Origin of the sequence: Reichenbachiella sp. MALMAid0571 (assembly GCF_040151475.1) — a bacterium.
Lineage (GTDB): Bacteria > Bacteroidota > Bacteroidia > Cytophagales > Cyclobacteriaceae > CAXBNB01.
Genome location: NZ_JBDKWG010000143.1, coordinates 17637 through 41965, shown reverse-complemented (window position 1 = coordinate 41965; position 24329 = coordinate 17637). Strand labels below are relative to the sequence as shown.

Genomic DNA, 24329 nt, shown 5'->3' with positions numbered 1-24329 from the left:
TATGAGCACAACACCGACCTATCTAAACAACTCAGCGCACAAAGATTTAATAAGAGAAAAATGGGTGGAATTTATTAGAGAATGTGTTTCACATGATAATGGTGTTGGTGTGATCACTTTTCCAGCCGAAGAAATGCACGACTTATATATTTTTAAAAATAATGGGCTGATTGATTGGGAAGAAAATGAAACAGGGACACTAACAATTACCAAAGGAAAGGTTGTATGCTTTGAAAAACGAAGTAAGATATTTATGACTCTAAGTACTAAACTTGTCAATGCAGTGGTTGAAAGTCAAGAAATCGGTTCTCATCTAAGACAGAAATACGAAGGCATCATGAGAGGAAGTGAACGGATTTTTCCTGTAGATGCTGTGAACCTTGATTACGATGGTAATATTTCCAAGAATAAGGTTCCGATTGATGAAAAAGTAGATCTAATATTTAAATTTCAAGCTGTCCACAAAAGAAGTTTTTCTTTCTTTATGACTTGGCCATCAACTGAAGATGATGACGAAGAAGCATACAAGTCTTTACTAAAAAAGACAATTTCAAGTAATCTAAAAGATCCCAGTGCTATTCTATTCAAAGAAGAATTTGATAAAAGATATCAAAGTATTGATGACCTTGACTATGATAACTTATCAATAATCGGGTTGACCAAAATAGTGCTTAAAAAAGCCTCAAATTCTCACTTTAGGTTGGTTAAGCATGAGTGTATTGTGTACGGCGAAGAAGAAAGAAGAAAAATGTACTCAGTCCTATTCAACTTTGAATTTCAAGAAGAACAACCCGAGAACTTGATATACTCTGAAGTTGTGGTAAATTCATTGTCTCAGGTATTGAGACTTGCCGTCAATAGCTAGAAATACTTCCTAATCAAGAAATTGCTAAAGCATTATGAAGTAGGCTTGGTGAAACTTCGAAAATCACTACGTAAATTGGAGATTTTAAATACTTGTCTCATACTAATGAAATTTCTAATCTTCGTTATACTACGTCAGTACTGACGTAATATTAGGTGAGTGTTGCTGCATTCAGTATTTCTAATATATAAGTGTATTTGTATTAACTAGATTTTAAGAATGCCCACCCACAACTATACGCATCATTTTCAGGTTCAATACGATGAACCGTATAATTTGCCAGGGCCAGAAATTTCGCCAGAAACGTGTGCTTTTACCGGGTACAGTAGCAAAGCTTACTTCAGAATAAGGGATAAATTTTTTAGCGTTCATGTCATTCAGGGATTAACCACCAAAACGGACGTGCTTTGGCTTTGTATAGAAAAAGATAATGTAACATAACTTTGATCCAATGGCCTGCAAGCCCGGCTTCACCAACGGTATAACTCAGGTTTCTTCCCCAGCGTGGGTATTTTTTCCAGTCTTGCACTATTGGGAAAACCGTCATAGTGGCTGCCATACCCTTTGTCATGCCAAAGCCTGCTGAAACCACGCATGCTGCACCCATTTTGGCCATAGAGGCTCTGTGGTTGTTGGTAGAAATCCCCTTCTTTATCTTTTCGGCTATATTCAGTGCTACAACTTTGCCTATAACCCCAGATGGCATACCCGTTCTGGGAGGTGTTGGCGAAATCATTTTTCCTGTTTTGGATTTCATTGGCTTTGAAATAGCGTGAGGCGGAGCAAAAGCAATACCTGCAGCATACATATTGTCGTAAGTAGGATTTTGATATACAGATGGCCAGTCTTCTGCGTCCCATTCTTCATAAGGCTTTGCTGTATAGTCAGCATCTACCTTCATAAACCCATTGGCTGCAAATACGGTATCTGTAATGTCTAGTCCGTTTTTGTCATATGTTTTTAACCCTACTCCGGAAAATGAAGGTATCAGCATTGAAAAGTCGTAGGGGAGTTCCAGGCTTTCTCCATCCAGGTTTTCATAATATATTTTCTTGCCATCTAGTTTTTGAACTCCGGCACGTTTGATCCACCGGATACCGTATTCTGCCAGTATAGATTCCGCAAATACCGTGGTAGAAGTGATGTATCCATTGCGTTGTACATATGCTCCACCCATTCCAAAGTCACCAACTTCATATTCATTGGTGATCCAGATCAATTCTGCCTGTTCTTCCAGATTTCGTTTTTTTATTTCAAAAGCGATATTTAATACGTATTCAAAAGCGGCTCCCTGGCAGGTGGCCATAGCATGGCCTGTTCCAACCACAAGAGTTTGTTTTTGCCCGGCTTCCATTTTTTTTATTACAGCCTGCAGGTTGTTCCACGTATTTTCGGCATGGCCAAAAGTACAAACTGAGTTGCAGTGTCCGACTTCCGGGGAAAGCCCCTCTGTTGCCTCAAAATTCAATTTGGGGCCAGTTGCATTGACCAGATAATCATAAGTGATTGTTTCTTGTACCCCTTGTTTTTCAGGATCGGTATAATCAATGGTAACATAAGGTTTGGCTTCTTTGATGTTGCCTTCCGGATGTATAGAAACTGCTTTGGCCTGATGAAAACTGATTCTCTTGCGTTTGTACACAGGAGCCAGCGAGAAGGTTACCTGTTTGGATTTCATCCTTCCAATACCCACCCAGATATTTGACGGCATCCATTGATATTTGCTGTTTGGGCTAACAACTACCACTTCGTGTTTGTTTGACAGTTTCCGTCTCAAGGTCAATGCGGCTGTATGCCCGGAAACCCCTGCGCCTAATATGACTACTTTTGCCATCGTATTTGTTTTTGGTATGAATCAAAGGTAGCAGATACAATATACCTATTCGGTGACTTTTGTTACCTCATGGGTTGATATATATCAGTCTATCTGTTTGATATTTATTCAGAGTTATGGGGATAATAGCAGAAAAAAAGCCGTCTCGAAAATATCGGGACGGCTTTATAAGTAGAATCGCAATACGTATTAATTAAAACACATATTGATTTTTGGAGATTATTGCATCTGCAATTTCTCTCCTAAGCTGCTTTGGGTTAACAGTGCTTATTTTCGTATATCTTTTCATTCCCATGAGCATTACTTTTTGTTCGTCTCCTGTGGTGAATGAACAGATGGCTTCTTTTCCTGCTTTATTGATTTTATCTACTGCATCGTTGAGGTAAACTTTGGCTGCATTGATTTGAAGCTTACAAGCTTCTTCTCCTTTTGTCAGCATCAGTTTCTCAGCTCTAAGCAGTACCGATTCACTGGCGTATATTTCGATCAGCATGTCGGCTATGTTCATCAGTATTTCCTGCTCATCGTCCAGTTTAGGACCGAAAGACTGGGCAGCTTTACCGGCTACCATCAATACCGCTTTTTTCAGTTTCTTGAGTACTTCTTTTTCTTCAGCAAATGGTTGTGACAAGTCCACTGATTCAAAAGAGGGAACAGAAGTCAATTCCTTGGCTACTGCCATAGCAGGCTCCATGATATTCAGTTCACCTTTCAATGCTCTTTTGAGGATCATTCCTACCAACAGCATTCTGTTGATTTCATTGGTACCTTCATAGATTCTGGTGATCCTGGCATCTCTATAGGCTCTCGCCATAGGAGCTTCTTCTGAAAAGCCCATGCCACCATAGATTTGAACCCCTTCATCTACTATATAGTCGAGTACTTCCGATCCGTGTATTTTTATAATGGCACATTCAATGGCAAATTGTTCAAAGCTTTTCAATTTGGCTTCTCCATCAGGAGTACCACTTGCAATCAGATCTTCAATCTTGTCGTCAATATTCTGTCCCGCTCTGTATGCAGTGGATTCCGTTACAAATGTTTTGATGGCCATTTCTGCGATCTTGTGCTTGATAGCACCAAAACTTGAGATAGAGACTCCAAATTGTTTTCTCTCATTGGCGTAGTTTACGGCGGTGTTGATTACTTCTACACAGCCACCGATAACACCTGCACCCAGTTTGATCCTTCCTATGTTGAGTATGTTTACGGCTATTTTGAAACCATTTTGTCTTTCTGAAAGCATGTTTTCAACAGGCACTTTGGTGTCGTTGAAGAATATCTGCCTGGTAGATGATCCTTTGATACCCAACTTCACTTCTTCGTCATTCATGGTTATTCCACCGAATGTCTTCTCTACAATAAATGCAGTCAATTTTTTATCATCTTCTATTTTGGCGAATACAATTAACAGGTCTGCAAAGCCTCCATTAGAGATCCACATTTTCTGACCTGTGATCAAATAATGCTTACCGTCTTCTGTCAGTACTGCTTTGGTTTTTCCTGCATTGGCATCCGATCCTGAATCAGGTTCTGTCAGGCAGTAGCAGGATTTCCATTCTCCTGAAGCAATCAGTGGAAGGTATTTTTGCTTTTGCTCTTCTGTGCCGTAATAAAGAATAGGAAGGGTTCCTATACCTGTATGGGCACCATAAGCTGTAGAAAAAGACCCTGTGGATCCTACTTTATCTGCAATAAGCATTGATGTGTTGAAATTCATTCCAAGACCACCATATTCTTCCGGTACAGAAATACCCAAAAGACCCAGTTCACCAGCCTTTTCCATGAGTTGAGGCATGATGTTGTCTTCTTGTTTTTCTATTTTCTCAATGTTTGGATAGATTTCTTTTTTTATAAAATCAGTAGTGGCATCTGCCATCATCTTTTGCTCTTCAGTGAATTCTTCAGGAATAAATACATCCTGACAATTCGTTTCACGGATGAGAAATTCACCTCCTTTAATTGAATATTTTTTTTGTAATGTTTCCATAGTGAGAATAGAAATTAGTAATGTTTACTACTTTAACATGTTATGCATGCATAACATGTTCAAATATACGAATAATACTTAGTATGCACGCATAACATATTTAATTTTTTTCTAAAAAATATTCTATTTAGGAATAAGTAGGAGAGTTGTTGTGGTAGAGCGTAAGGTTAATAGAAATTAGAATATGATAAAGGGAGGTTGATTACTTTAAAAAAACAAATAAGTTGAGACACTTCGCTACGCTCAGCGTGAAAAAACTAAATGTAGTAGTGTTACATCAGGCTTTAGGAAGGATGATTAGTTTTGGTTCACCTGTACCCTTGTCATCCTGAACTGACGGCTATGGCTGGCGGGGCAGGAAGTTAAGAATCTTAGGCACACAGACTGACTACCAAGCGCATGGTATTCCAGAAAACAAGATAGAAATTTGACAAAACTGTAGATACATGATTTCTATTGAATAGTAACCTTCAGATTAAAATCCTGTAATCCTTGCAAGGTATTGATCAAATTCATCTTCAATAATTATTTCAATCTGTAGCCCTGCATCTTCTACAATTTGCGTAAGCATTTCCTGATCAGCATATACCCAGTTAAACCATTCGCCCGGCTGACCTTTGTATTCATATTGATAGCGGATGTCACCATAATAAGGATAGGGGACTTCAATATCAGGGTCTTCGTCATACAAGTATTTGATATCTGATGAGTCCAAAATGATTTGTCCTCCCGGGTTAAGAAGTCCCTTGCAAACTTTCAGGAAATCAGGAATTTCATTGAGTGTGTCGGCTATACCGATTCCATTCATCAATAACAGGAGAGTGTCATATTTGCCGGAGTGTTGTTTGTAATCTTCAAAAATGACATTGGAAATGCCTCGGGCTTTCATTACTTCAACGCACCCTTCTGATAATTCCAGTGCATAAGCTTCTTTGCCTTCATTTTGTAGTGCCAATACATTAGAGCCAGCTGCCGCACCTATATCCAATATCTTTCCTGAACAAAGAGCCATGGCTTTGGTTTCTATTTCAGAAAAGTCATCAACTGACCTGAAATATACCTCAACGGGCATTTCTTCGGGTTCTCCATAAGTGTTGTTAATGAAAAGTCTGGATTGACGGTCTCCGAGATGGTAATCGAGAATGGCTTGTCCGTGAATGTCTTTCACTTTTTATCGACCCATCAGGTTCATCCCTTGCAGTGCTCGTTTGGCTCCACCCATTTTGTTCATGGTTTTCATCATTTTGCGCATTTGGTCAAACTGCTTCAGCAGTTGATTTACTTCCTGCACAGTGGTGCCACTGCCTTTAGAGATTCTGATTTTCCTGTTTCCATTGATAATATCCGGATTTTCTCTTTCGGAGGGTGTCATTGATTTGATGATTGCTTCTATTGGTTTCAGCGAATCGTCATCAATGTCTATATCTTTTATGGCTTTGCCTACACCCGGGATCATTCCCATCAGGTCTTTTAGGTTACCCATTTTTTTGATTTGCTCCAATTGAGATAAAAAATCATCAAAACCGAATTGGTTCTTTCTGATTTTCTTCTGAATTCTTCTGGATTCTTCTTCATCAAAGTTCTGTTGTGCTTTTTCAACCAAAGACACCACATCACCCATACCCAAAATCCTGTTGGCCATCCTGTCCGGATGAAACAGATCAAGGGCTTCCATTTTCTCACCGTGGCTGATGAATTTGATGGGCTTATTGACAACAGTGCGGATAGAAAGTGCTGCTCCACCCCGGGTATCACCATCAAGTTTGGTCAATACCACACCATCAAAATTCAATCGTTCGTTGAAGGTTTTGGCTGTGTTTACCGCATCCTGACCTGTCATGGAATCAACTACAAACAGGGTTTCCGCCGGATTCAGATTCTTTTTCAGTGACTCTATCTCCCGCATCATTTCCTCATCCACTGCCAAACGTCCGGCAGTATCGACTATTACTGTTTTTTTGTTGTTTTCTTTGGCGTATTTCAGGGCATTTTTTGCAATACTGAGTGCGTCTTTGTTTTCAGGTTCAGCATATACATCCACGTCAATTTGCTCGCCCAATACTTTTAGCTGATCTATTGCGGCAGGCCTGTAAATATCACAGGCTACCAAAAGTACATTTCTTTGGCTTTTGAGGTGGTTGGCAAGTTTTCCACTAAAAGTGGTTTTACCTGAACCCTGTAAACCTGAAATAAGAATAATATTTGGATCACCCAGTAAATTGATAGGTTCGTTGGATTTACCCATCAACAGTGTCAACTCCTCTGCTACAATCTTGGTAAGCAATTGCCCCGGGGATACAGCGATCAATACATCCTGTCCCAGAGCCTTTTCTTTAATATTGTCTGTGACGTCTTTGGCAACCTTGTAGTTTACATCGGCATCAATGAGTGCTCTTCTGATCTCTTTTACTGTTGTAGCAACATTTATTTCAGTTATCCTGCCTTGTCCCTTCAGCGTTTTAAACGCTTTGTCCAGCTTTACACTAAGATTGTCAAACATCGTCCTTTAATTATTATTTGGTTCTAAAATTGCTGCAAAAGTAGTGATTTATCCATTAATTATTAGTCATACAGTATTGACTTTTGATTTATTGGTCACAAAATGAGTTAAACCTATACACCTGCAGTGCATAGTGATTTAGTTGTTCTGCTTCCTTCAAAAGATTGATTCTTTGTCTGAGTCGTCTTTCCCTTAAAAAGGAATATTTTTGTTTTTTTTCACTACAGAATAGATACCAAATGAAAATAGCAGTGATAGGTGGGGGAGCTGCAGGTTTTTTTGCTGCCATTTCTTGTAAAAATTATAATAAGAATGTCGAGGTAGTTTTGTTTGAAAAGACAAAAAAGCTACTGGCAAAAGTCAAAGTGTCTGGTGGAGGGCGTTGCAATGTGACTAATTCTTGTTTCAGTATTTCTGAATTGGCTGGAAAATATCCCAGAGGAGAAAAGTTTTTGAAAAAGGCTTTTTCACAATTTTATACAAAAGACACTATTAAGTGGTTTGAGTCAAGGCAGGTAAAGCTGAAAGTTGAAGCTGATAACAGAATGTTTCCTGTTACTGATGACTCACAGACCATAATTGATTGTTTGTTGACCGAGTCCAGAAAGTTAGGAGTAGAAATTAGAAAGGAAAGTACTGTTGAAAAAGTAATACAAGATGGAGGTTACTTTATTTTAGATGTTGACTATGAAAAAGTAGCGGTAGATAAGATTATTGTTACCACAGGTGGTAGTCCTAAAATGTCTTCTTATCTGTGGCTGCAGGAGTTAGGTCATAAAATAGAGCCACCGATTCCTTCTTTATTTACCTTTAATATGCCCAATGAGCCTATCAAGTCTCTTATGGGGCTGGTTGCTGATAATGTGACTGTTTCTATTCAAGGAACTAAATTGAAAAATCAAGGAGCTTTATTAATTACTCATTGGGGTATGAGTGGACCGGCTATACTAAAACTCTCTGCTTTTGCAGCGAGAGAACTCTATACCAGAAATTACGATTTTGAAGTCAGGATCAATTGGCTTGGAAGCTTTAATGAAAATCAACTTCGGGAGAAATTACATTTAGAATTTGATGGTTTCAGGAAAAGGAAAATGATCAATAAGAATCCATTTAATTTACCATCTCGCTTGTGGTTATTTCTTTTGGAAAAGGTGGACATTTCTCAAGAGCAGGTTTGGGACATCTTGCCAAAGAAGAAATTGAATCAATTAATTAATGTACTTCTAAATGACCTTTATAAGGTAAAGGGAAAAACAACCTTCAAAGAAGAGTTTGTAACATGTGGTGGAGTAAGCTTACAGAACATTGATGTGAAAACAATGGAAAGCAAAGTGTGCCCCGGTCTCTATTTTTCAGGGGAAGTAATGGATATTGATGGTGTTACAGGTGGATTTAATTTTCAGGCTGCATGGACTACAGGGTTTATCGCAGGGAAAAGTGCAGTCGAAGTTTTGGAATGAAAAGAACAATTGGTTTGAGTTTTTTCTAACTCCAGTCATTTTATGAATTGATGTAAAAACAATCTAAATTGCACTTTCAAAACAACAGAACCTCAAAATCATTGTCAAAATATTAACAAAATCACTATAATGAAGAAAATATTACAAGAAGTACAGCAAAAGCTCGGAAAGCCTTATTATGATCTCGAATTTTTACTGGTTGCTTTAAAAGAAATTCTGGAAGATAATGGGGAAGCGGATATTGCCGGACAAATTCCTTTTATAAATGACCTGGCAGACAACTTGGGAGATAGTATTACAGGAAAACATGTTCAGTTGTACTCTTTGGTATTTCAGTTGGTGAATATGGTCGAGGTAAATGGGGCAGTACAAAGCAGAAGAAAACTGGAAAACGAAAAGTCTCTTGCAGCAGAAAATGGTTTGTGGGCTCAAAACATTAACGACTTACTGAAAAACGGGATTTCTTCTGAAACAATTATTGAGAATATTCCCAAAATCCGCATTGAACCTGTATTAACAGCGCACCCTACAGAAGCCAAACGGGGAACAGTATTAGATCACCACCGGGAATTATATCTTTTGTTGGTTCAGTTGGAGAACAAAATGTTTACGGAAAGGGAAAGAAACAACATAAGACACAATGTCAAGCTTACGCTATACCGCTTGTGGAAAACAGGGGAGATATACCTGGAAAAACCAGATGTACAATCTGAACTTGCTAATATTTTGCATTATCTGACAAATGTATTTCCCCAGGTAATCCCCGTGCTTGACAGGAGGTTGTTACAGGCATGGAGTGAGTCCGGTAATAAAATTGAAGATATTCTTGAAAAACATGCTTTCCCAAAAATCGCATTTGGCAACTGGGTAGGTGGAGACAGAGATGGTCACCCGCTCATTACTTCGGCAATTACCGCAGATACTTTAAAACAACTGAGGTTACATTCGATTATTGTAATCAGACGCAAGTTGATGACCTTATTAAAGCGGTTGAGTTTTAGCTGTGCTCTTGAAAGTAGCGAAGGAGGACTAAAAGAACGAGTACAAGAAATGCTGTCTGAACTTGATGAAAGGGGAGAGATTGCTATTAGTAGAAATGAAGGAGAGGCGTTTAGACAATTTACCAACCTGATGGTGTTTAAACTTCCGGTAGATTCGGAGAGGGGGCATGCTACTCATTTGTTTGAACACAAAGGATGTTATGTGTATTCTTCAGAATTGTTAAATGATTTAAAGATATTGCAAAAGAGTCTAATAGCCTATGGAGCTAAATCAGTCGCATTTGATGATGTCAACAATGCAATCAGAATAGTAGAAACCTTCGGATTCCGATTGGCCAATCTTGATATCAGACAAAACAGTGACTTCCATGATAAAGCTGTTGAACAACTGCTCAAAGCTGCTCAATATGAGGAAACCAATTTTGCAGAATGGGATGAAGCTAAAAGAGTAGAGTTTCTTACCAAAGAATTAAAAACCAACCGTCCTTTTACCAGCATAAATGCCAAACTGGAAGGTAATGCAAAGGCTGTTTTGGATTGCTATCGGGTGATTGAACAACATATATTTCAGTTTGGTACAGAAGGTATAGGATCCTTTATCGTTAGCATGACCAGATCAGTCTCTGATCTACTTGTTGTGTACCTATTGGCCAGAGAAGCTGGATTGACAGAGTTGACGGAAAATGGTATTGCCTGTAAAGTTCCGGTTGTTCCATTGCTGGAGACTATTGAAGACTTAGAAAACGGTACCGAAATATTGAACGGTTTTCTTAACCACGCCTTCACCAAAAACACTATGGATTTTCTCCAAAAACAATACAAATGGGAGATACCGGTACAGCAGGTCATGGTTGGCTACAGTGACAGTAATAAGGACGGTGGTATTATGGCCAGCCAATGGAATTTGTACAAGGCTCAGTACAAACTGGCACAAGTTGGAGTAGATAATGGAGTGAAGATTAGATTTTTCCATGGAAAAGGTGGATCGATAAGCCGTGGATCAGGCCCTACACATTACTTTATCAAAGCACTCCCTTATAATGCGATAAATGGTGAGATTAGGTTGACCGAGCAAGGCGAAACGATTGCCCAGAAATATGAAAATAAGGTAAATGCAACTTATAATTTAGAGCTTTTGGCTGCCAATGCTATGTCTAAAACTATTTTGGATAAATCCACCAAAAGACACTACCATCCTCTGGCTGATATAATAGAAAAGCTCGCTGCAAATAGTAAGAAACATTATGAAAACCTTCTTCGTGAAGATGGGTTTATTCCATACTTTCGTCAGGCTACACCTATAGATGCTATAGAGACAAGCAAGATAGGATCAAGGCCAGCGAAAAGAACAGGAGCCAATAGCTTGGAAGATTTACGCGCAATTCCATGGGTGTTTTCATGGAGTCAATGCAGGTATCACATGACCAGTTGGTATGGAATCGGTACCACCTTGCATAAGTTGAAAACCGAAAGCCCCGAAGAATACGACAAATTCAAAGAAGCTACTAAAACCGATATTTTTATCAGATATGTGCTGACCAATGTAGATACTAGTCTTGCGGCCACTGATGAAAAAATAATGGCAGAATATGCCGATTTGGTTGAAGATCAAAAAATCAAAGAAAAATTTCTGAATATGTTTCTTTCAGAATTGAAGCTTACCAGAGACTATTTGTATGACCTATTGGAGGAGAATATCGAAACTCGTAGAGTAAATCATTATTATTCTAATAAGTTAAGAGCCACAGTGATGGTCGATTTACATAAGAAGCAAATAGCCTTATTGAAAAAATGGCGTCAACAGAAAAAAGACAATGATCCGGATATCGCAGATTCTCAGACAAAATTGATGTTGTCTATTAATGCCATAGCGAGTGCTATGAGAAACACAGGATAAATATTAATATTTTTTATAGACAAAAAAGACCGGAAATTTTCCGGTCTTTTTTTTTTGATATTATCACAACCATTCGAAGTTTTCCCGTGTCCTTGAGGGTAAAACTTGAGTTGGTTGTCATGTTTTTGAAGGCAAGTTGAGTAGCTAAATCAACCTCCTTACAAATTTTGGTCGCTATCGTACATTTTAAACCTTTAAAACGGACAGAAAATGAAGTCATAATCTTAACCGCAAATAATAAATGCTTGAAAAACAAACTTTTAATCAACAGGCATTCGAATTGATATCAGCCGCAATTATTAATCAATCAAATTAATTTCAAAAACTAAATTTTAAAATGCTAATCAAAACAATTTTTCGAACGGTATTGCTGTTCGTTATCGTGATTGGAACATCCTATCAAGCCCGATCGCAAGAGAAACTAACCCTAAATGGCTACATCAGAGATGCTTCTAATGGCGAAGAGCTCATAGGAGTAACAGCCTATGTAACTGAACTTAAAGGGGGCTCAGCTTCCAATCATTATGGATTTTATTCCATTACCCTGGATAAGGGGACTTACAATGTGGTGTATTCTTATGTGGGGTACAAAAACCTGACCAAGACCATTGAACTAAACTCAAATATGAGTTTGAATATCGAATTGCAACCTGATGTAACTGAACTTACAGATGTAATAATTACAGCAGAAAAAGAAGATGTCAATATTGAAGATATCAAAATGAGCTCACAAAGTATTGATGTGAATCAGGTGAAGTTATTACCGGCCTTATTTGGTGAAGCTGATATTATTAAAAATGTACAAATGCAACCAGGAGTAATTTCTGCCGGAGAAGGGACATCAGGATATTTTGTGCGCGGAGGTACTTCTGATCAAAACCTCATTTTGATAGATGAAGCACCAATATATGACCCTTCGCATTTATTTGGTTTATTTTCTGTGTTCAATGCCGATGTTATTAAAGATTCGGAACTTATTAAAGGAGGAATTCCGGCACAGTATGGAGGCCGGTTGTCTTCCATACTGGATGTTCGAACCAAAGATGGGAATAATAAAAAACTGGAAGGATCAGCTGGCATTGGTTTGCTATCCAGTAGAGTGATGTTAGAAGGCCCGATAAAGAAAGATGCGAGTTCATTTATTTTTTCTGCGAGGCGTTCTTATGTAGATGTGTTGACGGCCGGAGCAACAGATGGCAATAAAGTCTATTTCTATGATTTGAACGGTAAAATCAATTGGAGAAAAAACAACAACAACCGCTTTTTTATTGCCGGATATTTTGGTAGAGATGTCCAGAAATTTGGAGATGATGGTTCATTTGGTTGGGGAAATGGAACGGCTACTTTTCGTTGGAATCACCTCTTCAATGACAGGTTATTTTCAAATACATCCCTGATATATAGCAATTTTGATTACAATCTGGAAATAACAGATCCTACTCAGGGCCTGAATTGGTCAGCAGGCATTCGACAGGCGATGTTTAAGGAGGATTTTACTTACTATTTAAATCCATCAAACGAAATAAGTTTTGGTTATCATGGTTCATACAGAAAGTTTAAACCAGGTAAGATTGCACCAAATTCAGACAACTCAATATTTGAAACCACCATCTTAGAAAATTATCAGGCATTGGATCATGCGCTCTACATTGGCAATGAAATGCGTGTATCAGATAATCTTACTTTGCAATATGGTCTGAGGTATTCGATCTTTCAGAATGTGGGGGCATCCACTATTTATGAGTATGAAGATCCTCAGGACAATATCAACAAAACAAGAGTTGATTCTACAGAGTATGGGAATTTTGAAACAATCAAGGTGTTTCATAACCTTCAGCCAAGATTTTCAGCAAGATATAAATTAGATGCTACGACTTCTCTTAAAGCTTCGTATAATAGAATGGTTCAAAATGTGCATCTATTGTCAAACTCAGTAGTGTCATTACCATTTAATACCTGGTGGCCTAGTTCTCCATACATAGGCCCTCAATTGTCTGATCAGGTAGCTTTAGGCTATTTCAAAAACCTCAACGACAATGCTTATGAGTTTTCATCTGAAGTGTATTATAAAAAACTCAATAACCTTGCTGTTTTTGCAGACAATGCCAATGTTTTTTTCAATATGGATTTACCTGTGGAAATCAGAAAGGGTAAGTCGGATTCTTATGGCCTTGAATTGTACCTGAAAAAGAACAAGGGTAATTTAAGGGGTTTTGTGAGCTACACACTTTCCAAAACGGAGATGGATATATCAGGTGTTAATAATAACATACAATTTCCAGCCAGCCATGACAGAAGGCACAACCTTTCTATAGTTGGAACTTATGTAGTCAATGATAAGTGGACGTTGGGTTCGAATTTTGTTTACAATACAGGTAGAGCATTTACCTTACCTGTAGGAAAATATGAAATGGATGGATACAATCTGGATTATTTTACCGGAAGGAATCAATACAGGTTACCTGACTATCATAGATTGGATTTATCAGCTACACTTAATTCAAGAAAGAATAAAGACAGGAAGTGGAAATCCAGTTGGACTTTTGCAGTTTATAATACCTACAACAGGAAAAATCCATTTACCATTTATACCAGAACAAAGCAAGATAAGGATGGAAATATCTTAGGAGATGGGACAGAAAAAGAAGCCCGTCTCATTTATCTGTTTCCTGTTTTACCATCAATTACTTACAATGTTAAATTTTAAATTAAAAATGAAAAAAGTTATAATAATCGTATTTAGTATCTTCTTTTTTGCATGTGAGGAAGGTATTATATTAGATGTAAACCAAGTAGAATCCAAGGTGGTTATTGAAGGACTGATAACCAACCGGCCGGGGCAGCAGTATATAAAAATTGGTAAAACAGCTGACTTCTATAGCAGTGGAACTAATCCGGCGGTAAGTTCTGCTCAGGTGAGTGTCTCAGACGATCTTGGAAATACATATACTTTTTCCGAATCAACTGAAAAACCAGGTTTATATCTTCCCAGTGCCGCTTTTACGGGACAGGTAGGTCGTATTTATAATTTAGATATCGATATTGATGGTGAAAAATATACTGCCAGTGAGGAGCTATTGGGAGTAGCCAATATTGATAGCCTGACTTATGGTCTGAACGAAGAAGAGTTTTCAGATCCGGAAGATGAGGGGCGTTTTTATAACGTTTTTGTATATACCAAAGAGCCTCAGGATGAAGACAACTTTTACTTGTTTAAGTTTTACAGAAATGAAGAATGGCTCAATGACAATGGTGAAGATATTACTGTAACCGACGATGTGGCAATTGGTGAAGCAATTGAAGGGTTAGAATTACCGGAATACCACTCTGTTGGCGATTCTGTTTCAATGGAAATGTATAGCCTCACACAAAAAGAATTTATATATTGGAGTGATGTAGCCAATCTGATATTTTCTGATGGAGGTGTGTTTAGTCCTTTACCTGCAAATCCCAGATCAAATATAAGTGGAGGGGCTCTTGGAATATTTCAGGTTTCTGCAGTATCATCCAGCTATGTACTGATTGAAGAGTAATTGAAAATTAAGCCTGACAAGCGTAAGTTTAGCAATATTTACGGTTGTCAGCTTTTTTTATAAATTTTTAATTAGAAATTGGGGGTGGGTTTATCATTCATGGTCTTAGGCAATAATGATAAATGTTTAAATACACTACGTATGAAAATCTTCACCAACAACAAACTCTCCAATGGATTATCTCAATTGTTGAAAAGTAAAAAAGTTTCACATTTTGAGGAAAAAGAACAGTTTAGATCTTATCAGGAAAGCTCTTCATATCTCAATCATTTCAATGACGCACAGGTTTCAGAGATTGCGGAACTGGTCTATCTGAAGAAATAGCCAGACAGCAAAGGCCTTTATTGAGATTATATTCTGGAAATGCCTGTTTTTAGATATAATTTTATGTTTTCATTCCTCCAATTTTATTCTTTATTCAATATCAATTTATTGCATTTAAGGAAATAATAGTGATATTTGCATCTGAAAATTTTTAACACTAAACACAAATAACAATCGCTAAACAAAGATTTCAAAGAAGGGGGCCTAGAGGACGTGTCGAGGAACCCTACAAAGTAAATGATAAAATCACCGCAAGAGAAGTAAGAGTAGTTGGTGAAAATGTTAAGGTTGATGTTTACTCTGTCAGGACTGCAATACAGATGGCCGAAGATCAGGGACTTGATTTAGTGGAAATTTCACCCAATGCTGATCCTCCGGTTTGTAAAATAACAGACTATTCTAAGTTCAAATACGAACAAAAGAAAAAGCAGAAGGAAATTAAGGCTAAGGCTCATAAATCAGTTTTAAAAGAAATAAGGTTTGGTCCTAATACTGACGACCATGATTTCAATTTCAAACTGAAGCATGCCATGAACTTTCTGGAAGAAGGAGCAAAAGTTAAGGCTTATGTTCATTTTGTTGGAAGAACCATTGTCTTTAAAGAAAGAGGAGAAATATTGTTGTTGAAATTTGCTCAGGCACTAGAGGAATATGCAAAGGTGGAACAGCTTCCTAAATTGGAAGGGAAACGAATGTTTTTGATGTTGTCTCCTAAAGTGCTCAAAAAGAAATAATTTGTTTAATTTATATATTTAAAATGCCTAAAGTTAAGACTAAATCAGGAGCTAAGAAAAGGTTCAAATTGACAGGTACTGGCAAAATCAAAAGAAAGCATGCTTTCAAAAGCCACATTCTGACCAAGAAAGAGACCAAGCAAAAACGTAATCTTACTGCTATGGGCTTGGTACACAAGTCTGATGAGAAGAACGTGAAAGCAATGCTTAACATCTGATTAAAAATTTCCGATTAGATCGGAAGGTTTATTTATTCACCAGGTGATTGGTAATAAGTGCCAGAAGGCCGCCAATGATCAAAAAATTTAATTAAAATGCCAAGAAGTGTAAACACAGTAGCATCCCGGGCCAGGAGAAAAAAGGTCATGAAAATGGCCAAGGGCTATTTTGGGAGAAGAAAAAACGTATGGACGGTATCAAAAAATGCCGTTGAAAAAGGACTTGGATATGCCTATAGGGATAGAAAAGCCAAAAAGAGAGAGTTCAGACAGTTGTGGATTCAAAGAATAAACGCCGGAGCAAGAGCGCATGGGTTGTCTTATTCTCAGTTTATGGGAAAACTGAAAGTTGCTAAAATAGATTTGAACAGAAAAGTCTTAGCTGATTTGGCAATGAATCATCCTGAAGCTTTCAAAGCAGTAGTAGGAAAACTTAAGTAATTAAGTAAATAAATAAAAAATGAAGCCTCGTCTGATATCAGACGAGGCTTTTTTGTTAGTGAAAATGGTATTTGACTGGTTTAATCTACCTGTACTAAAGAGTAGTATTCAGCACCAGGAGTTATCCAGCTAAATGACAGAGTATCGCTTTTTCCTACTCCACTGTAGTAGATGGTAAATGGATGTTGACCCGGTTCTATGTCTAATACTATTTCATTATCCGTTTCTGTATTTGAAATTATTGATTTACCATCCAAATAAATTTGTCCAGAACCCTCTTTGGCAAGTCTAAAAAAGTGCTTACCACCAAGCTTTACTTCTAAATTCCCTGTAACTTTCAATAAGTATGGGGGTTTTAATGGAAAAAATGCTTCATCGCCAAGCAGATTTATTTCATCCGCAAAACCTGTAAAGTCCGGTTTGGAGGTTTTGTCAAAAGCAGAAAAATTATTTATGATTTGTTCAAGTTTGAAAACCTCCATTTTTATTTTGCTTGAATCTGATGGAGAAATCTGTTGCTGAAAAATAGAAGTTAGATTCGATTTTTTTGAAGTGGCTAGCTGATGGGATCGCTTTTTGTCAAGAGATAATATCCAATCAACAATAAGGTTTACTTCTTTTTTCTTTAGTAGAGGATGTCCTGACATCATACCTCCATACCACAATCCACCGCCTCCTTCTATTATTTTATTACCCAAAACACTTTTCATTTCGGGATTGTGCTGGTGTCGTCGGGCAATATCAAGATAAGGAGGGCCCACTACTTTATCTTCTATGCTGTGACAATGCAGACAATCATTTTTAACTATTGTTTCAAGCGCATTAAGCTCCTTTCTTTCAGTTTTTCTAATTTGATTTTTTTTGACTTTTTGTTTGGAACAGGAAAAAAATACAGAGATAAGTATGAGGAGTAGATATGGTGTTCGCATTAACTAATAGTGTAGTATTGATAAATAGTTGAGAGCGTAAAACTATTAAGGAATATTACTATTTTTAGTTGAGAAAATATGATCTATATCACTATTTCAACAATTTGCTTACTCAATTGGAATAGCTTTGTATCTTCAAACAACATTGAACACCTTGGGTCAAAAAATACTACTTATTACACCACCGTTCACTCAGTTGAACACTCCATATCCGGCAACTCCATACCTCAAAGGGTTTCTTAATATTAAGCACATTGATTCCAATCAAGTGGATTTGGGGATTGAAGTAATTCTGGAATTGTTTTCCTCTAAAGGATTAGAAGCACTTTTTGAGGCGGTTAACTCAACAGAAACAGAATTGTCAGTAAATAGCAAAAGGATATATGAATTAAAAAATGAGTATATAAGAACCATCGATACAGTGATTGGCTTTTTGCAGGATAAGAATCCGACATTGGCTCATATTATATGCGAAGGGAACTACCTGCCCGAAGCTTCAAGGTTTGATCAGATAGATGATCTGGAATGGGCATTTGGGACAATGGGAAGCCGTGACAAAGCGAGGCATTTGGCTACACTTTACCTTGAAGATATTTCTGATTTGATTAAAGATAGTGTAGATGGAAATTTTGGATTTAGCAGATATGCAGAGCGATTGGGACTGTCAGCTACTTCATTTGATCCTCTTCACGAAGAATTGCAAAAACAGAATAGTTTCATCGATTCTATACTCTTGAGAATTCTTAAGCAAAAAATAGACTTGTATCAACCCGATTTGGTAGCATTGTCTATTCCTTTTCCGGGAAACCTCTATGGAGGATTAAAATGTGGGAAATGGCTGAAGTACAACTATCCTGAAACCAAAATAGTGATGGGAGGTGGTTATGCCAATACAGAGTTGAGGACAGTAAAAGATATCCGTGTTTTTGACTACATAGATTTCATTTCTCTTGATGATGGTGAAGCACCTATTATGCACCTTATTGAGCACCTGGCAGGTCAAAGAGACCTTGATGAGTTGAAAAGAATCCTTACGGTCAGTAATGGAGAAGTAAAGTATTTTAATGGATCGAAAGAAAAAGATGTTCCTCAACGAGAAGTTGGTACACCTGATTATTCTGATTTACCTTTAGATAAGTACTTATCCGTGATCGAAATTGCCAATCCAATGCACCGACTTTGGAGTGACGGACGATGGAACAAACTCACATTGGCTCATGGTTGTTATTGGGGTAAATGTACGTTTTGCGATATTTCGTTGGATTACATCAAAAGGTATGAGCCCATCACTGCCAGTGTTATTTGTGATAGAATAGAACAATTGATTGCACAGACTGGTCAAAATGGCTTTCATTTTGTGGATGAAGCAGCACCTCCGGCATTGATGAGGGACGTTGCGTTAGAAATTATTAGAAGGGGGCTGACTGTTGTTTGGTGGACGAATATTCGTTTTGAGAAAAGTTTTACATCAGATCTGTGCAGGTTGCTGGCTGCTTCCGGTTGCATTGCGGTTTCCGGTGGGTTGGAAGTTGCATCAGATCGATTGCTCGAAATGATTCAAAAAGGTGTGACTGTAGCTCAGGTAGCTACGGTAGCAGCCAACTTCACTGAAGTGGGAATCAAAGTCCATGCTTATTTAATGTATGGTTTTCCAACCCAAACTGCTCAGGAAACCATCGATTCGTTGGAAGTAGTGCGACAAATGTTTATGCACGGCATTATTCAATCCGGATTTTGGCATCAGTTTGCTATGACTGCTCATAGCCCTGTAGGGATGTTTCCTGAGAAATTTATGGTGGAACCTATTACTGGCCAGTCTGGTTCTTTTGCTAACAATGATTTGCAACATATAGATAGGAGTGGGGCTATACATGAGGTATATAGTGAAGGTTTGAAAAAGTCAATTTTCAATTATATGCACGGCATTTGTTTTGATTTTAAATTGAACGAATGGTTTGAGTTTAATGTGCCAAAAACTAAAATATTACCTGATTATATAGAAAAGGTTCTGCTGGAAAATGAGGGAGCAGAGTATGGAGAAAATGTTAAAATAATTTGGCTTGGAAATCTGCCTTCAGTACGGTTTTATACCAAAAAGAAAAAAGCAGTAGAAATGGCTGAGTTGTCAATTGTAACCAAACAAGAAGATGTTGTACTCAACATGAAAGAGCCGATAGGCAAATGGCTGTCTAAAATTTTACCTGAATTGTCTGTTTACAATGAAAAGCTTATGACTTATTCAGAGTTTGAAAAGAGATTTAATGATAACCAATTGGGCGATATGAAAATTTTTATGAGTAGCTATACCATGCAGGGTTTAAGAGATGCCGGATTGTTATTTATTTAATCCACGGATACCCCAGGTTTTACCTATATGTCAAAGTCACATTTCCATCTGAAGCTGCTAATTCAACTGGGATTCCACCTCCATTAATTTGTCCGGTTACAGAATGATCCTTTGAAGTTCCGTTGAATTTTTTCAATTCAGTACGGATTTTTTGCCCTTTTAATGCGAGATCCAACCCTAAACCATTTGGAATGGTTACATCTATGTTACCATCATTGGTACGTAAGTCAAGTTTGTTTTTTAGCTCGTCGATATTCCCTCTGATATCTCCATCTGATGTAACCGCTTTCAGGGACCCGGAGAGGTTTTCAAATAATACATTGCCATCAGACGTTTTAAAAATGGTATGCCCATAGGTATTACTAGAGTGGATGTCTCCATCACTGGTAGTAAGATCAAGGTCTCCCTGAATACTAGATGCTACTATATTTCCGTCGCTGGTGACCATGCTAACACCTCCTTCTATAATAGCTAAGTCTATATTTCCATCTGATGTCCGTCCGGTAATTTTGCCATTTACGTTTCTTACCTGTATATTCCCATCACTGGTGACCAGACTATTCGATCCTTGTACCTGATCAATATCAATATTACCATCAGAGGTGCGTCCATCAATATTTCCGTTTATATTTCTGATATGGATATTTCCATCACTGGTTCTTAATTCCTGATCTCCGCTTAATCCCTCAATATGTATATTGCCATCTGATGAATGTAGTACGCAGGAAGTTTGTTTTGGTACTAAAACTTTAAACGATACATACATTCTGTTTCTCCAATTGGAAATGCCGTCTTTTTGTCTCACCTTAATTTCCAGACTGTTTTGATTGGTGAATACATCCAAAAATAATTTTTTTTCAAGTTCTTCTCTGCTGATTTCTATGATTCTGAAGTCTTTTTTACGATGTAATAGACTTCCACTTTGCTGCCATCAGATGCCATTACCTGAATATTTCCATCATTAGTAGTGATTTTAAGGCCTGAAGGCTGGGAAATAGAATATTCTTCTCTAAATGAAAAATCCTGGCTTTGTACTTTTGATAACAGCGTTAGGATGAGACTAATTGCCAGGAGTATGTAAACCTTGAGCATGATTACTTAGTTTTAAAATGGATGAAACTTTATTATTTGTCTATTAGATGTATTTAAAAAGTATATGGTTGCAGAGAAATCGATATATTTTTCTAATGACAACAAAAAATGTAAATGCAAGCCCATTATAGCAATTGCAGTTAGAGTTAAACTAAACCAGCATCAACTATATTAGATGTTATTAATAGAATCCAGAAAAATAGAGAAGGGACTTTACAATCTTTGGAACAAGAAGACCATATAACCTACGAATCCAAGTAGGAATACACCACCTTCAATTCTATCTAGTTTGTACTTGTTTAAAGTAAACATAAAGAGGAATAAAAGTACTGTACCAAACATGACAATATAAAGGTCTGTATTCAAAGCTATGTCAAATTCAAGAGGGGAGTTGAATACTGCTGTTGCTCCAAGTACTAAAAGTAAATTGAAGATATTGGATCCAATGATATTTCCTACAGCCAAATCCGATTTTTTGTGAAAAGCTGCAACCGCTGTGGTTGCCAGTTCGGGCAGGGATGTACCTGCCGCTAAAATAGTCAGACCAATAAGCCTTTGGCTGACACCAAAACTTTCTGCAATTTTTATCGCATTGTCCACAATCATTTGACCACCAAATGCCAAACCTGAAATTCCTACCACTATAAGCACTGTGGTTTTAACACTTCCATAAAGTTCAATGTCTTCACCATCGGGTACAGCTTCCGATCCTCCTTTGCTCATATTTAAAAATACATATACCAGAAAGATCATGAAAAGCACCAATAGAATTATACCATCAAATACACTTGTTGCATTTGTTTCTGCATCAAACAACAGTTTATCATTTACAAGCAACCAAAAGATAACTGTTGCCGCTAAAGAGTATGGTACTTCTTTCCAAAGAGCATTTTTATTAACAGTGATGGGATATATGACAGCTGCCAACCCCAGGATAAGAAACATGTTAAAGATATTTGATCCAATGATGTTTCCAAATACAACATCATTTGCACCCTGAGCTCCGGAAATAAGGTTTACGACAAGCTCTGGAGCAGATGTACCCATCGCTACCACAGTCAAACCTATGGCAATATCCGAGGCATTGAACCTTTTTGCCAGAGAAGAAGCACCATTTACGAGGTAATCTGCACCTTTTATCAATAAGACAAAACCAACTACAATCAGTACTAAGCTTATAAAAGTATCCACTTCCTTTTTGGTTTGGGTTGCTTCAAAAGTTAACCGAATTAAATATAATGATAATTGAAACTATTACGCATCCTTTTCAATGGATAATTCATTTCCTTTTCGTTATACATGGATTCTGTTTAATTCAAATATTGATTAAATACAAAATAATTATTAAATAATCCTATGAATTAATCAAGTTACAATTATAATATAATTATTTTTAATTCACTGAAAAACAGTTTGATTTAGCTAGCATAAATCAAGTTCTTCTTTAATTTGAGATACTTTTTCGACCAATGAAGCTATTTCTTCGTTAAGTGCAGTTTTCTCAATCTTGTTCTTATAGACACCAAAGTAGAATTTTATTTTAGGTTCAGTCCCTGAAGGCCTTATTGAAATTTTGGTTCGGTCTTCCGTAATAAACTGTAGAACATTTGATTTTGGGAAATTAATGTTTTTAGTTTCTCCGGATATTAAATCCTTGGATGTAGAGGAGTTGTAATCAATTAACTTCGCAATTTTTGAATTGCCTAGTTGAGTAGGGGGATTATTGCGAAAAGCCTTCATCATCTCAACAATCTCATCAGCTCCTTGTTTTCCCTTTTTAGTGATAGATACCATGGTTTCATCGTACAATCCATATTCGGAATAGATATCCATAAGCACTTCATAAAGAGTGGTATTGTTGTCTTTTGCCCATGCGGCCATTTCTGCAATGATGGCACACGATGCTATAGCGTCTTTGTCCCTAACTGAGTCTCCTATAAGGTATCCATAACTTTCTTCACCACCACCGATGAATTTTTTCTTGCCTTCAAGTTCTCTGATCAGACCAGCTATGAATTTAAAACCTGTGAGTGTATCATAGCAGTCAATATTATAACTGTCAGCTATATCTTTTATCAATTCTGTCGTAACAATGGTTTTTACAATAAACTGATTTCCATCTAGTTTATCATTTTCTTTCCATTTTTTACATAGATAATAAATGATAAGAACGCCTGTTTGATTTCCATTAAGCAATTGAAATTCACCATTAGAATTTTTTACAGCTATTCCAACACGGTCGGCATCTGGATCAGTGGCAAGTACTAAATCCGCATCTAGCTCCTGTGCTTTGGCCATTGCCATTGCCATTGCTTCTTGTTCTTCCGGATTAGGATAAACAACAGTTGGGAAATTACCATCAGGCACAGATTGCTCTTCTACCACATGTACATTTTTGAATCCTATTTTTTCTAAAATAGCTGGAGCCATTGTAATTCCTGTTCCATGTATAGGAGAGAACACTATGGATAAGTCATTTTGATTCTTAATTGATTCCGGCGACAGCACTTGTTGAGAAACTGCATCTAGGTAAGCATTGTCAACGTCAGGGCCTATTTTTTCAATAAGCGATGCGTTTGCTTTAAAGTTTACCTGGCTAATGTCACTGATCTTGCGTACTTCACCTATTATGTTGGTGTCGTGTGGTGCTATGATTTGAGAGCCATCATCCCAGTATGCCTTGTAGCCACTGTATTCCTTTGGATTATGTGAAGCAGTAATCACTACACCACTCTGACACTTCAGATACCTTATTGCAAAGGATAACTCTGGAGTAGGCCTCAATTCTTCAAAAAGATATACTTTGATGCCGTTGGCAGAGAAAACGGCAGCCGTTGTTTCTGCAAAAAAATCACTGTTGTTTCTACTGTCATAAGCAATAGCCACACTGATTTGTTGATCGGTGAAAACAGCCTTAAGGTAGTTGGCAAGTCCCTGAGTCGCCATACCGATAGTATATTTGTTCATTCGGTTTGGACCTATTCCCATTATACCTCTTAAACCTCCGGTACCGAATTCTAGTTCTTTATAAAATGAATCTGTTAATTCAGTTTCATTTCCATCCTTTATCAGTTGGTTGATCGTTTCCTTATCATTCTGATCTATGCTGCTTCCTAACCATTGATCTATTGCTTTTTTAACAGATGATTCCATGTATGTCGTTT

General features: G+C 37.4%; 20 protein-coding genes. 10 read left to right on the top strand and 10 right to left on the bottom strand.

The window, feature by feature from the left end; all coding sequences use genetic code 11:
- Position 1: 1 nt before the first annotated feature.
- Complete coding sequence (locus AAOP42_RS16870) at positions 2–865, top strand: hypothetical protein (RefSeq protein WP_349529728.1); 864 nt, start codon at positions 2–4, stop codon at positions 863–865.
- A 213-nt stretch (positions 866–1078) separates the two neighbouring features.
- Here the strand turns inward: AAOP42_RS16870 and AAOP42_RS16865 are convergent, their stop codons facing one another.
- The 5 genes from AAOP42_RS16865 to ffh form a co-directional block, all read right to left on the bottom strand.
- Entirely contained in the window at positions 1079–1237 is a 159-nt protein-coding gene (locus AAOP42_RS16865; RefSeq protein WP_349529727.1) for a hypothetical protein, read from the bottom strand.
- Position 1238: 1 nt separating this feature from the next.
- Positions 1239–2699, bottom strand: coding sequence for an NAD(P)/FAD-dependent oxidoreductase (locus tag AAOP42_RS16860; RefSeq protein WP_349529726.1), 1461 nt, complete (start codon positions 2697–2699; stop codon positions 1239–1241).
- A 193-nt stretch (positions 2700–2892) separates the two neighbouring features.
- Positions 2893–4689, bottom strand: a complete 1797-nt coding sequence (locus tag AAOP42_RS16855) for an acyl-CoA dehydrogenase FadE (protein WP_349529725.1) — start codon at positions 4687–4689, stop codon at positions 2893–2895.
- Between the two features lie 475 nt (positions 4690–5164).
- Positions 5165–5857, bottom strand: a complete 693-nt coding sequence (locus AAOP42_RS16850; RefSeq protein WP_349529724.1) for a class I SAM-dependent methyltransferase — start codon at positions 5855–5857, stop codon at positions 5165–5167.
- A 3-nt stretch (positions 5858–5860) separates the two neighbouring features.
- Complete coding sequence (gene ffh / locus AAOP42_RS16845) at positions 5861–7189, bottom strand: signal recognition particle protein (protein ID WP_349529723.1); 1329 nt, start codon at positions 7187–7189, stop codon at positions 5861–5863.
- Positions 7190–7428: 239 nt separating this feature from the next.
- Here ffh and AAOP42_RS16840 point away from each other — a divergent pair, with 239 nt between their 5' ends.
- The 8 genes from AAOP42_RS16840 (at position 7429) to rplT (ending at position 16797) form a co-directional block, all read left to right on the top strand.
- Positions 7429–8649, top strand: coding sequence for a BaiN/RdsA family NAD(P)/FAD-dependent oxidoreductase (locus AAOP42_RS16840; protein WP_349529722.1), 1221 nt, complete (start codon positions 7429–7431; stop codon positions 8647–8649).
- Between the two features lie 129 nt (positions 8650–8778).
- Positions 8779–11547 carry a phosphoenolpyruvate carboxylase gene (locus AAOP42_RS16835; RefSeq protein ID WP_349529721.1) on the top strand — a complete coding sequence of 923 codons (2769 nt, stop codon included), beginning with the start codon at positions 8779–8781 and terminating at the stop codon, positions 11545–11547.
- Positions 11548–11884: 337 nt separating this feature from the next.
- A complete protein-coding gene (locus tag AAOP42_RS16830; protein WP_349529719.1) occupies positions 11885–14254 on the top strand; it encodes a TonB-dependent receptor in 2370 nt (789 codons plus the stop codon).
- 7 nt (positions 14255–14261) lie between these two features.
- Positions 14262–15080 carry a DUF4249 domain-containing protein gene (locus tag AAOP42_RS16825; RefSeq protein WP_349529718.1) on the top strand — a complete coding sequence of 273 codons (819 nt, stop codon included), beginning with the start codon at positions 14262–14264 and terminating at the stop codon, positions 15078–15080.
- Between the two features lie 141 nt (positions 15081–15221).
- Positions 15222–15404, top strand: a complete 183-nt coding sequence (locus tag AAOP42_RS16820; protein WP_349529716.1) for a hypothetical protein — start codon at positions 15222–15224, stop codon at positions 15402–15404.
- Positions 15405–15577: 173 nt separating this feature from the next.
- A complete protein-coding gene (gene infC / locus AAOP42_RS16815; RefSeq protein ID WP_349529837.1) occupies positions 15578–16138 on the top strand; it encodes a translation initiation factor IF-3 in 561 nt (186 codons plus the stop codon).
- A gap of 23 nt (positions 16139–16161) precedes the next feature.
- Positions 16162–16356, top strand: a complete 195-nt coding sequence (rpmI, locus tag AAOP42_RS16810; RefSeq protein ID WP_349529715.1) for a 50S ribosomal protein L35 — start codon at positions 16162–16164, stop codon at positions 16354–16356.
- Between the two features lie 96 nt (positions 16357–16452).
- Positions 16453–16797 carry a 50S ribosomal protein L20 gene (rplT, locus tag AAOP42_RS16805; protein ID WP_349529714.1) on the top strand — a complete coding sequence of 115 codons (345 nt, stop codon included), beginning with the start codon at positions 16453–16455 and terminating at the stop codon, positions 16795–16797.
- Between the two features lie 80 nt (positions 16798–16877).
- On the opposite strand, the gene AAOP42_RS16800 is transcribed toward rplT, so the two are convergent.
- Positions 16878–17726, bottom strand: coding sequence for a c-type cytochrome (locus AAOP42_RS16800; protein WP_349529713.1), 849 nt, complete (start codon positions 17724–17726; stop codon positions 16878–16880).
- Between the two features lie 154 nt (positions 17727–17880).
- Between AAOP42_RS16800 and AAOP42_RS16795 the strand changes: the two genes are divergently transcribed.
- On the top strand, positions 17881–20073 hold the full coding sequence (locus AAOP42_RS16795; RefSeq protein ID WP_349529712.1) for a B12-binding domain-containing radical SAM protein: 2193 nt from the start codon (positions 17881–17883) through the stop codon (positions 20071–20073).
- 19 nt (positions 20074–20092) lie between these two features.
- On the opposite strand, the gene AAOP42_RS16790 is transcribed toward AAOP42_RS16795, so the two are convergent.
- From AAOP42_RS16790 to AAOP42_RS16775, 4 genes are all read right to left on the bottom strand, one after another.
- Positions 20093–20917, bottom strand: a complete 825-nt coding sequence (locus AAOP42_RS16790; RefSeq protein WP_502947670.1) for a DUF4097 family beta strand repeat-containing protein — start codon at positions 20915–20917, stop codon at positions 20093–20095.
- A 35-nt stretch (positions 20918–20952) separates the two neighbouring features.
- Complete coding sequence (locus tag AAOP42_RS16785; RefSeq protein ID WP_349529711.1) at positions 20953–21165, bottom strand: hypothetical protein; 213 nt, start codon at positions 21163–21165, stop codon at positions 20953–20955.
- Between the two features lie 213 nt (positions 21166–21378).
- Positions 21379–22356: a calcium/sodium antiporter gene (locus AAOP42_RS16780; RefSeq protein WP_349529710.1), complete on the bottom strand. Its 978-nt coding sequence runs from the start codon at positions 22354–22356 to the stop codon at positions 21379–21381.
- Positions 22357–22587: 231 nt separating this feature from the next.
- Complete coding sequence (locus tag AAOP42_RS16775) at positions 22588–24318, bottom strand: phospho-sugar mutase (RefSeq protein ID WP_349529709.1); 1731 nt, start codon at positions 24316–24318, stop codon at positions 22588–22590.
- Positions 24319–24329: the final 11 nt, after the last annotated feature.

Bases quoted from the DNA above. Each gene is read 5' to 3' on its own strand.
- AAOP42_RS16785 (WP_349529711.1), bottom strand. From the start codon at position 21,165: ATGCTCAAGGTTTACATACTCCTGGCAATTAGTCTCATCCTAACGCTG.
- AAOP42_RS16775 (WP_349529709.1), bottom strand. From the start codon at position 24,318: ATGGAATCATCTGTTAAAAAAGCAATAGATCAATGGTTAGGAAGCAGC.
- AAOP42_RS16865 (WP_349529727.1), bottom strand. From the start codon at position 1,237: ATGAACGCTAAAAAATTTATCCCTTATTCTGAAGTAAGCTTTGCTACT.
- rpmI (WP_349529715.1), top strand. From the start codon at position 16,162: ATGCCTAAAGTTAAGACTAAATCAGGAGCTAAGAAAAGGTTCAAATTG.
- ffh (WP_349529723.1), bottom strand. From the start codon at position 7,189: ATGTTTGACAATCTTAGTGTAAAGCTGGACAAAGCGTTTAAAACGCTG.
- rplT (WP_349529714.1), top strand. From the start codon at position 16,453: ATGCCAAGAAGTGTAAACACAGTAGCATCCCGGGCCAGGAGAAAAAAG.
- AAOP42_RS16860 (WP_349529726.1), bottom strand. From the start codon at position 2,699: ATGGCAAAAGTAGTCATATTAGGCGCAGGGGTTTCCGGGCATACAGCC.
- AAOP42_RS16800 (WP_349529713.1), bottom strand. From the start codon at position 17,726: ATGCGAACACCATATCTACTCCTCATACTTATCTCTGTATTTTTTTCC.
- AAOP42_RS16840 (WP_349529722.1), top strand. From the start codon at position 7,429: ATGAAAATAGCAGTGATAGGTGGGGGAGCTGCAGGTTTTTTTGCTGCC.
- AAOP42_RS16870 (WP_349529728.1), top strand. From the start codon at position 2: ATGAGCACAACACCGACCTATCTAAACAACTCAGCGCACAAAGATTTA.
- AAOP42_RS16855 (WP_349529725.1), bottom strand. From the start codon at position 4,689: ATGGAAACATTACAAAAAAAATATTCAATTAAAGGAGGTGAATTTCTC.
- AAOP42_RS16835 (WP_349529721.1), top strand. From the start codon at position 8,779: ATGAAGAAAATATTACAAGAAGTACAGCAAAAGCTCGGAAAGCCTTAT.
- AAOP42_RS16830 (WP_349529719.1), top strand. From the start codon at position 11,885: ATGCTAATCAAAACAATTTTTCGAACGGTATTGCTGTTCGTTATCGTG.
- AAOP42_RS16825 (WP_349529718.1), top strand. From the start codon at position 14,262: ATGAAAAAAGTTATAATAATCGTATTTAGTATCTTCTTTTTTGCATGT.
- AAOP42_RS16820 (WP_349529716.1), top strand. From the start codon at position 15,222: ATGAAAATCTTCACCAACAACAAACTCTCCAATGGATTATCTCAATTG.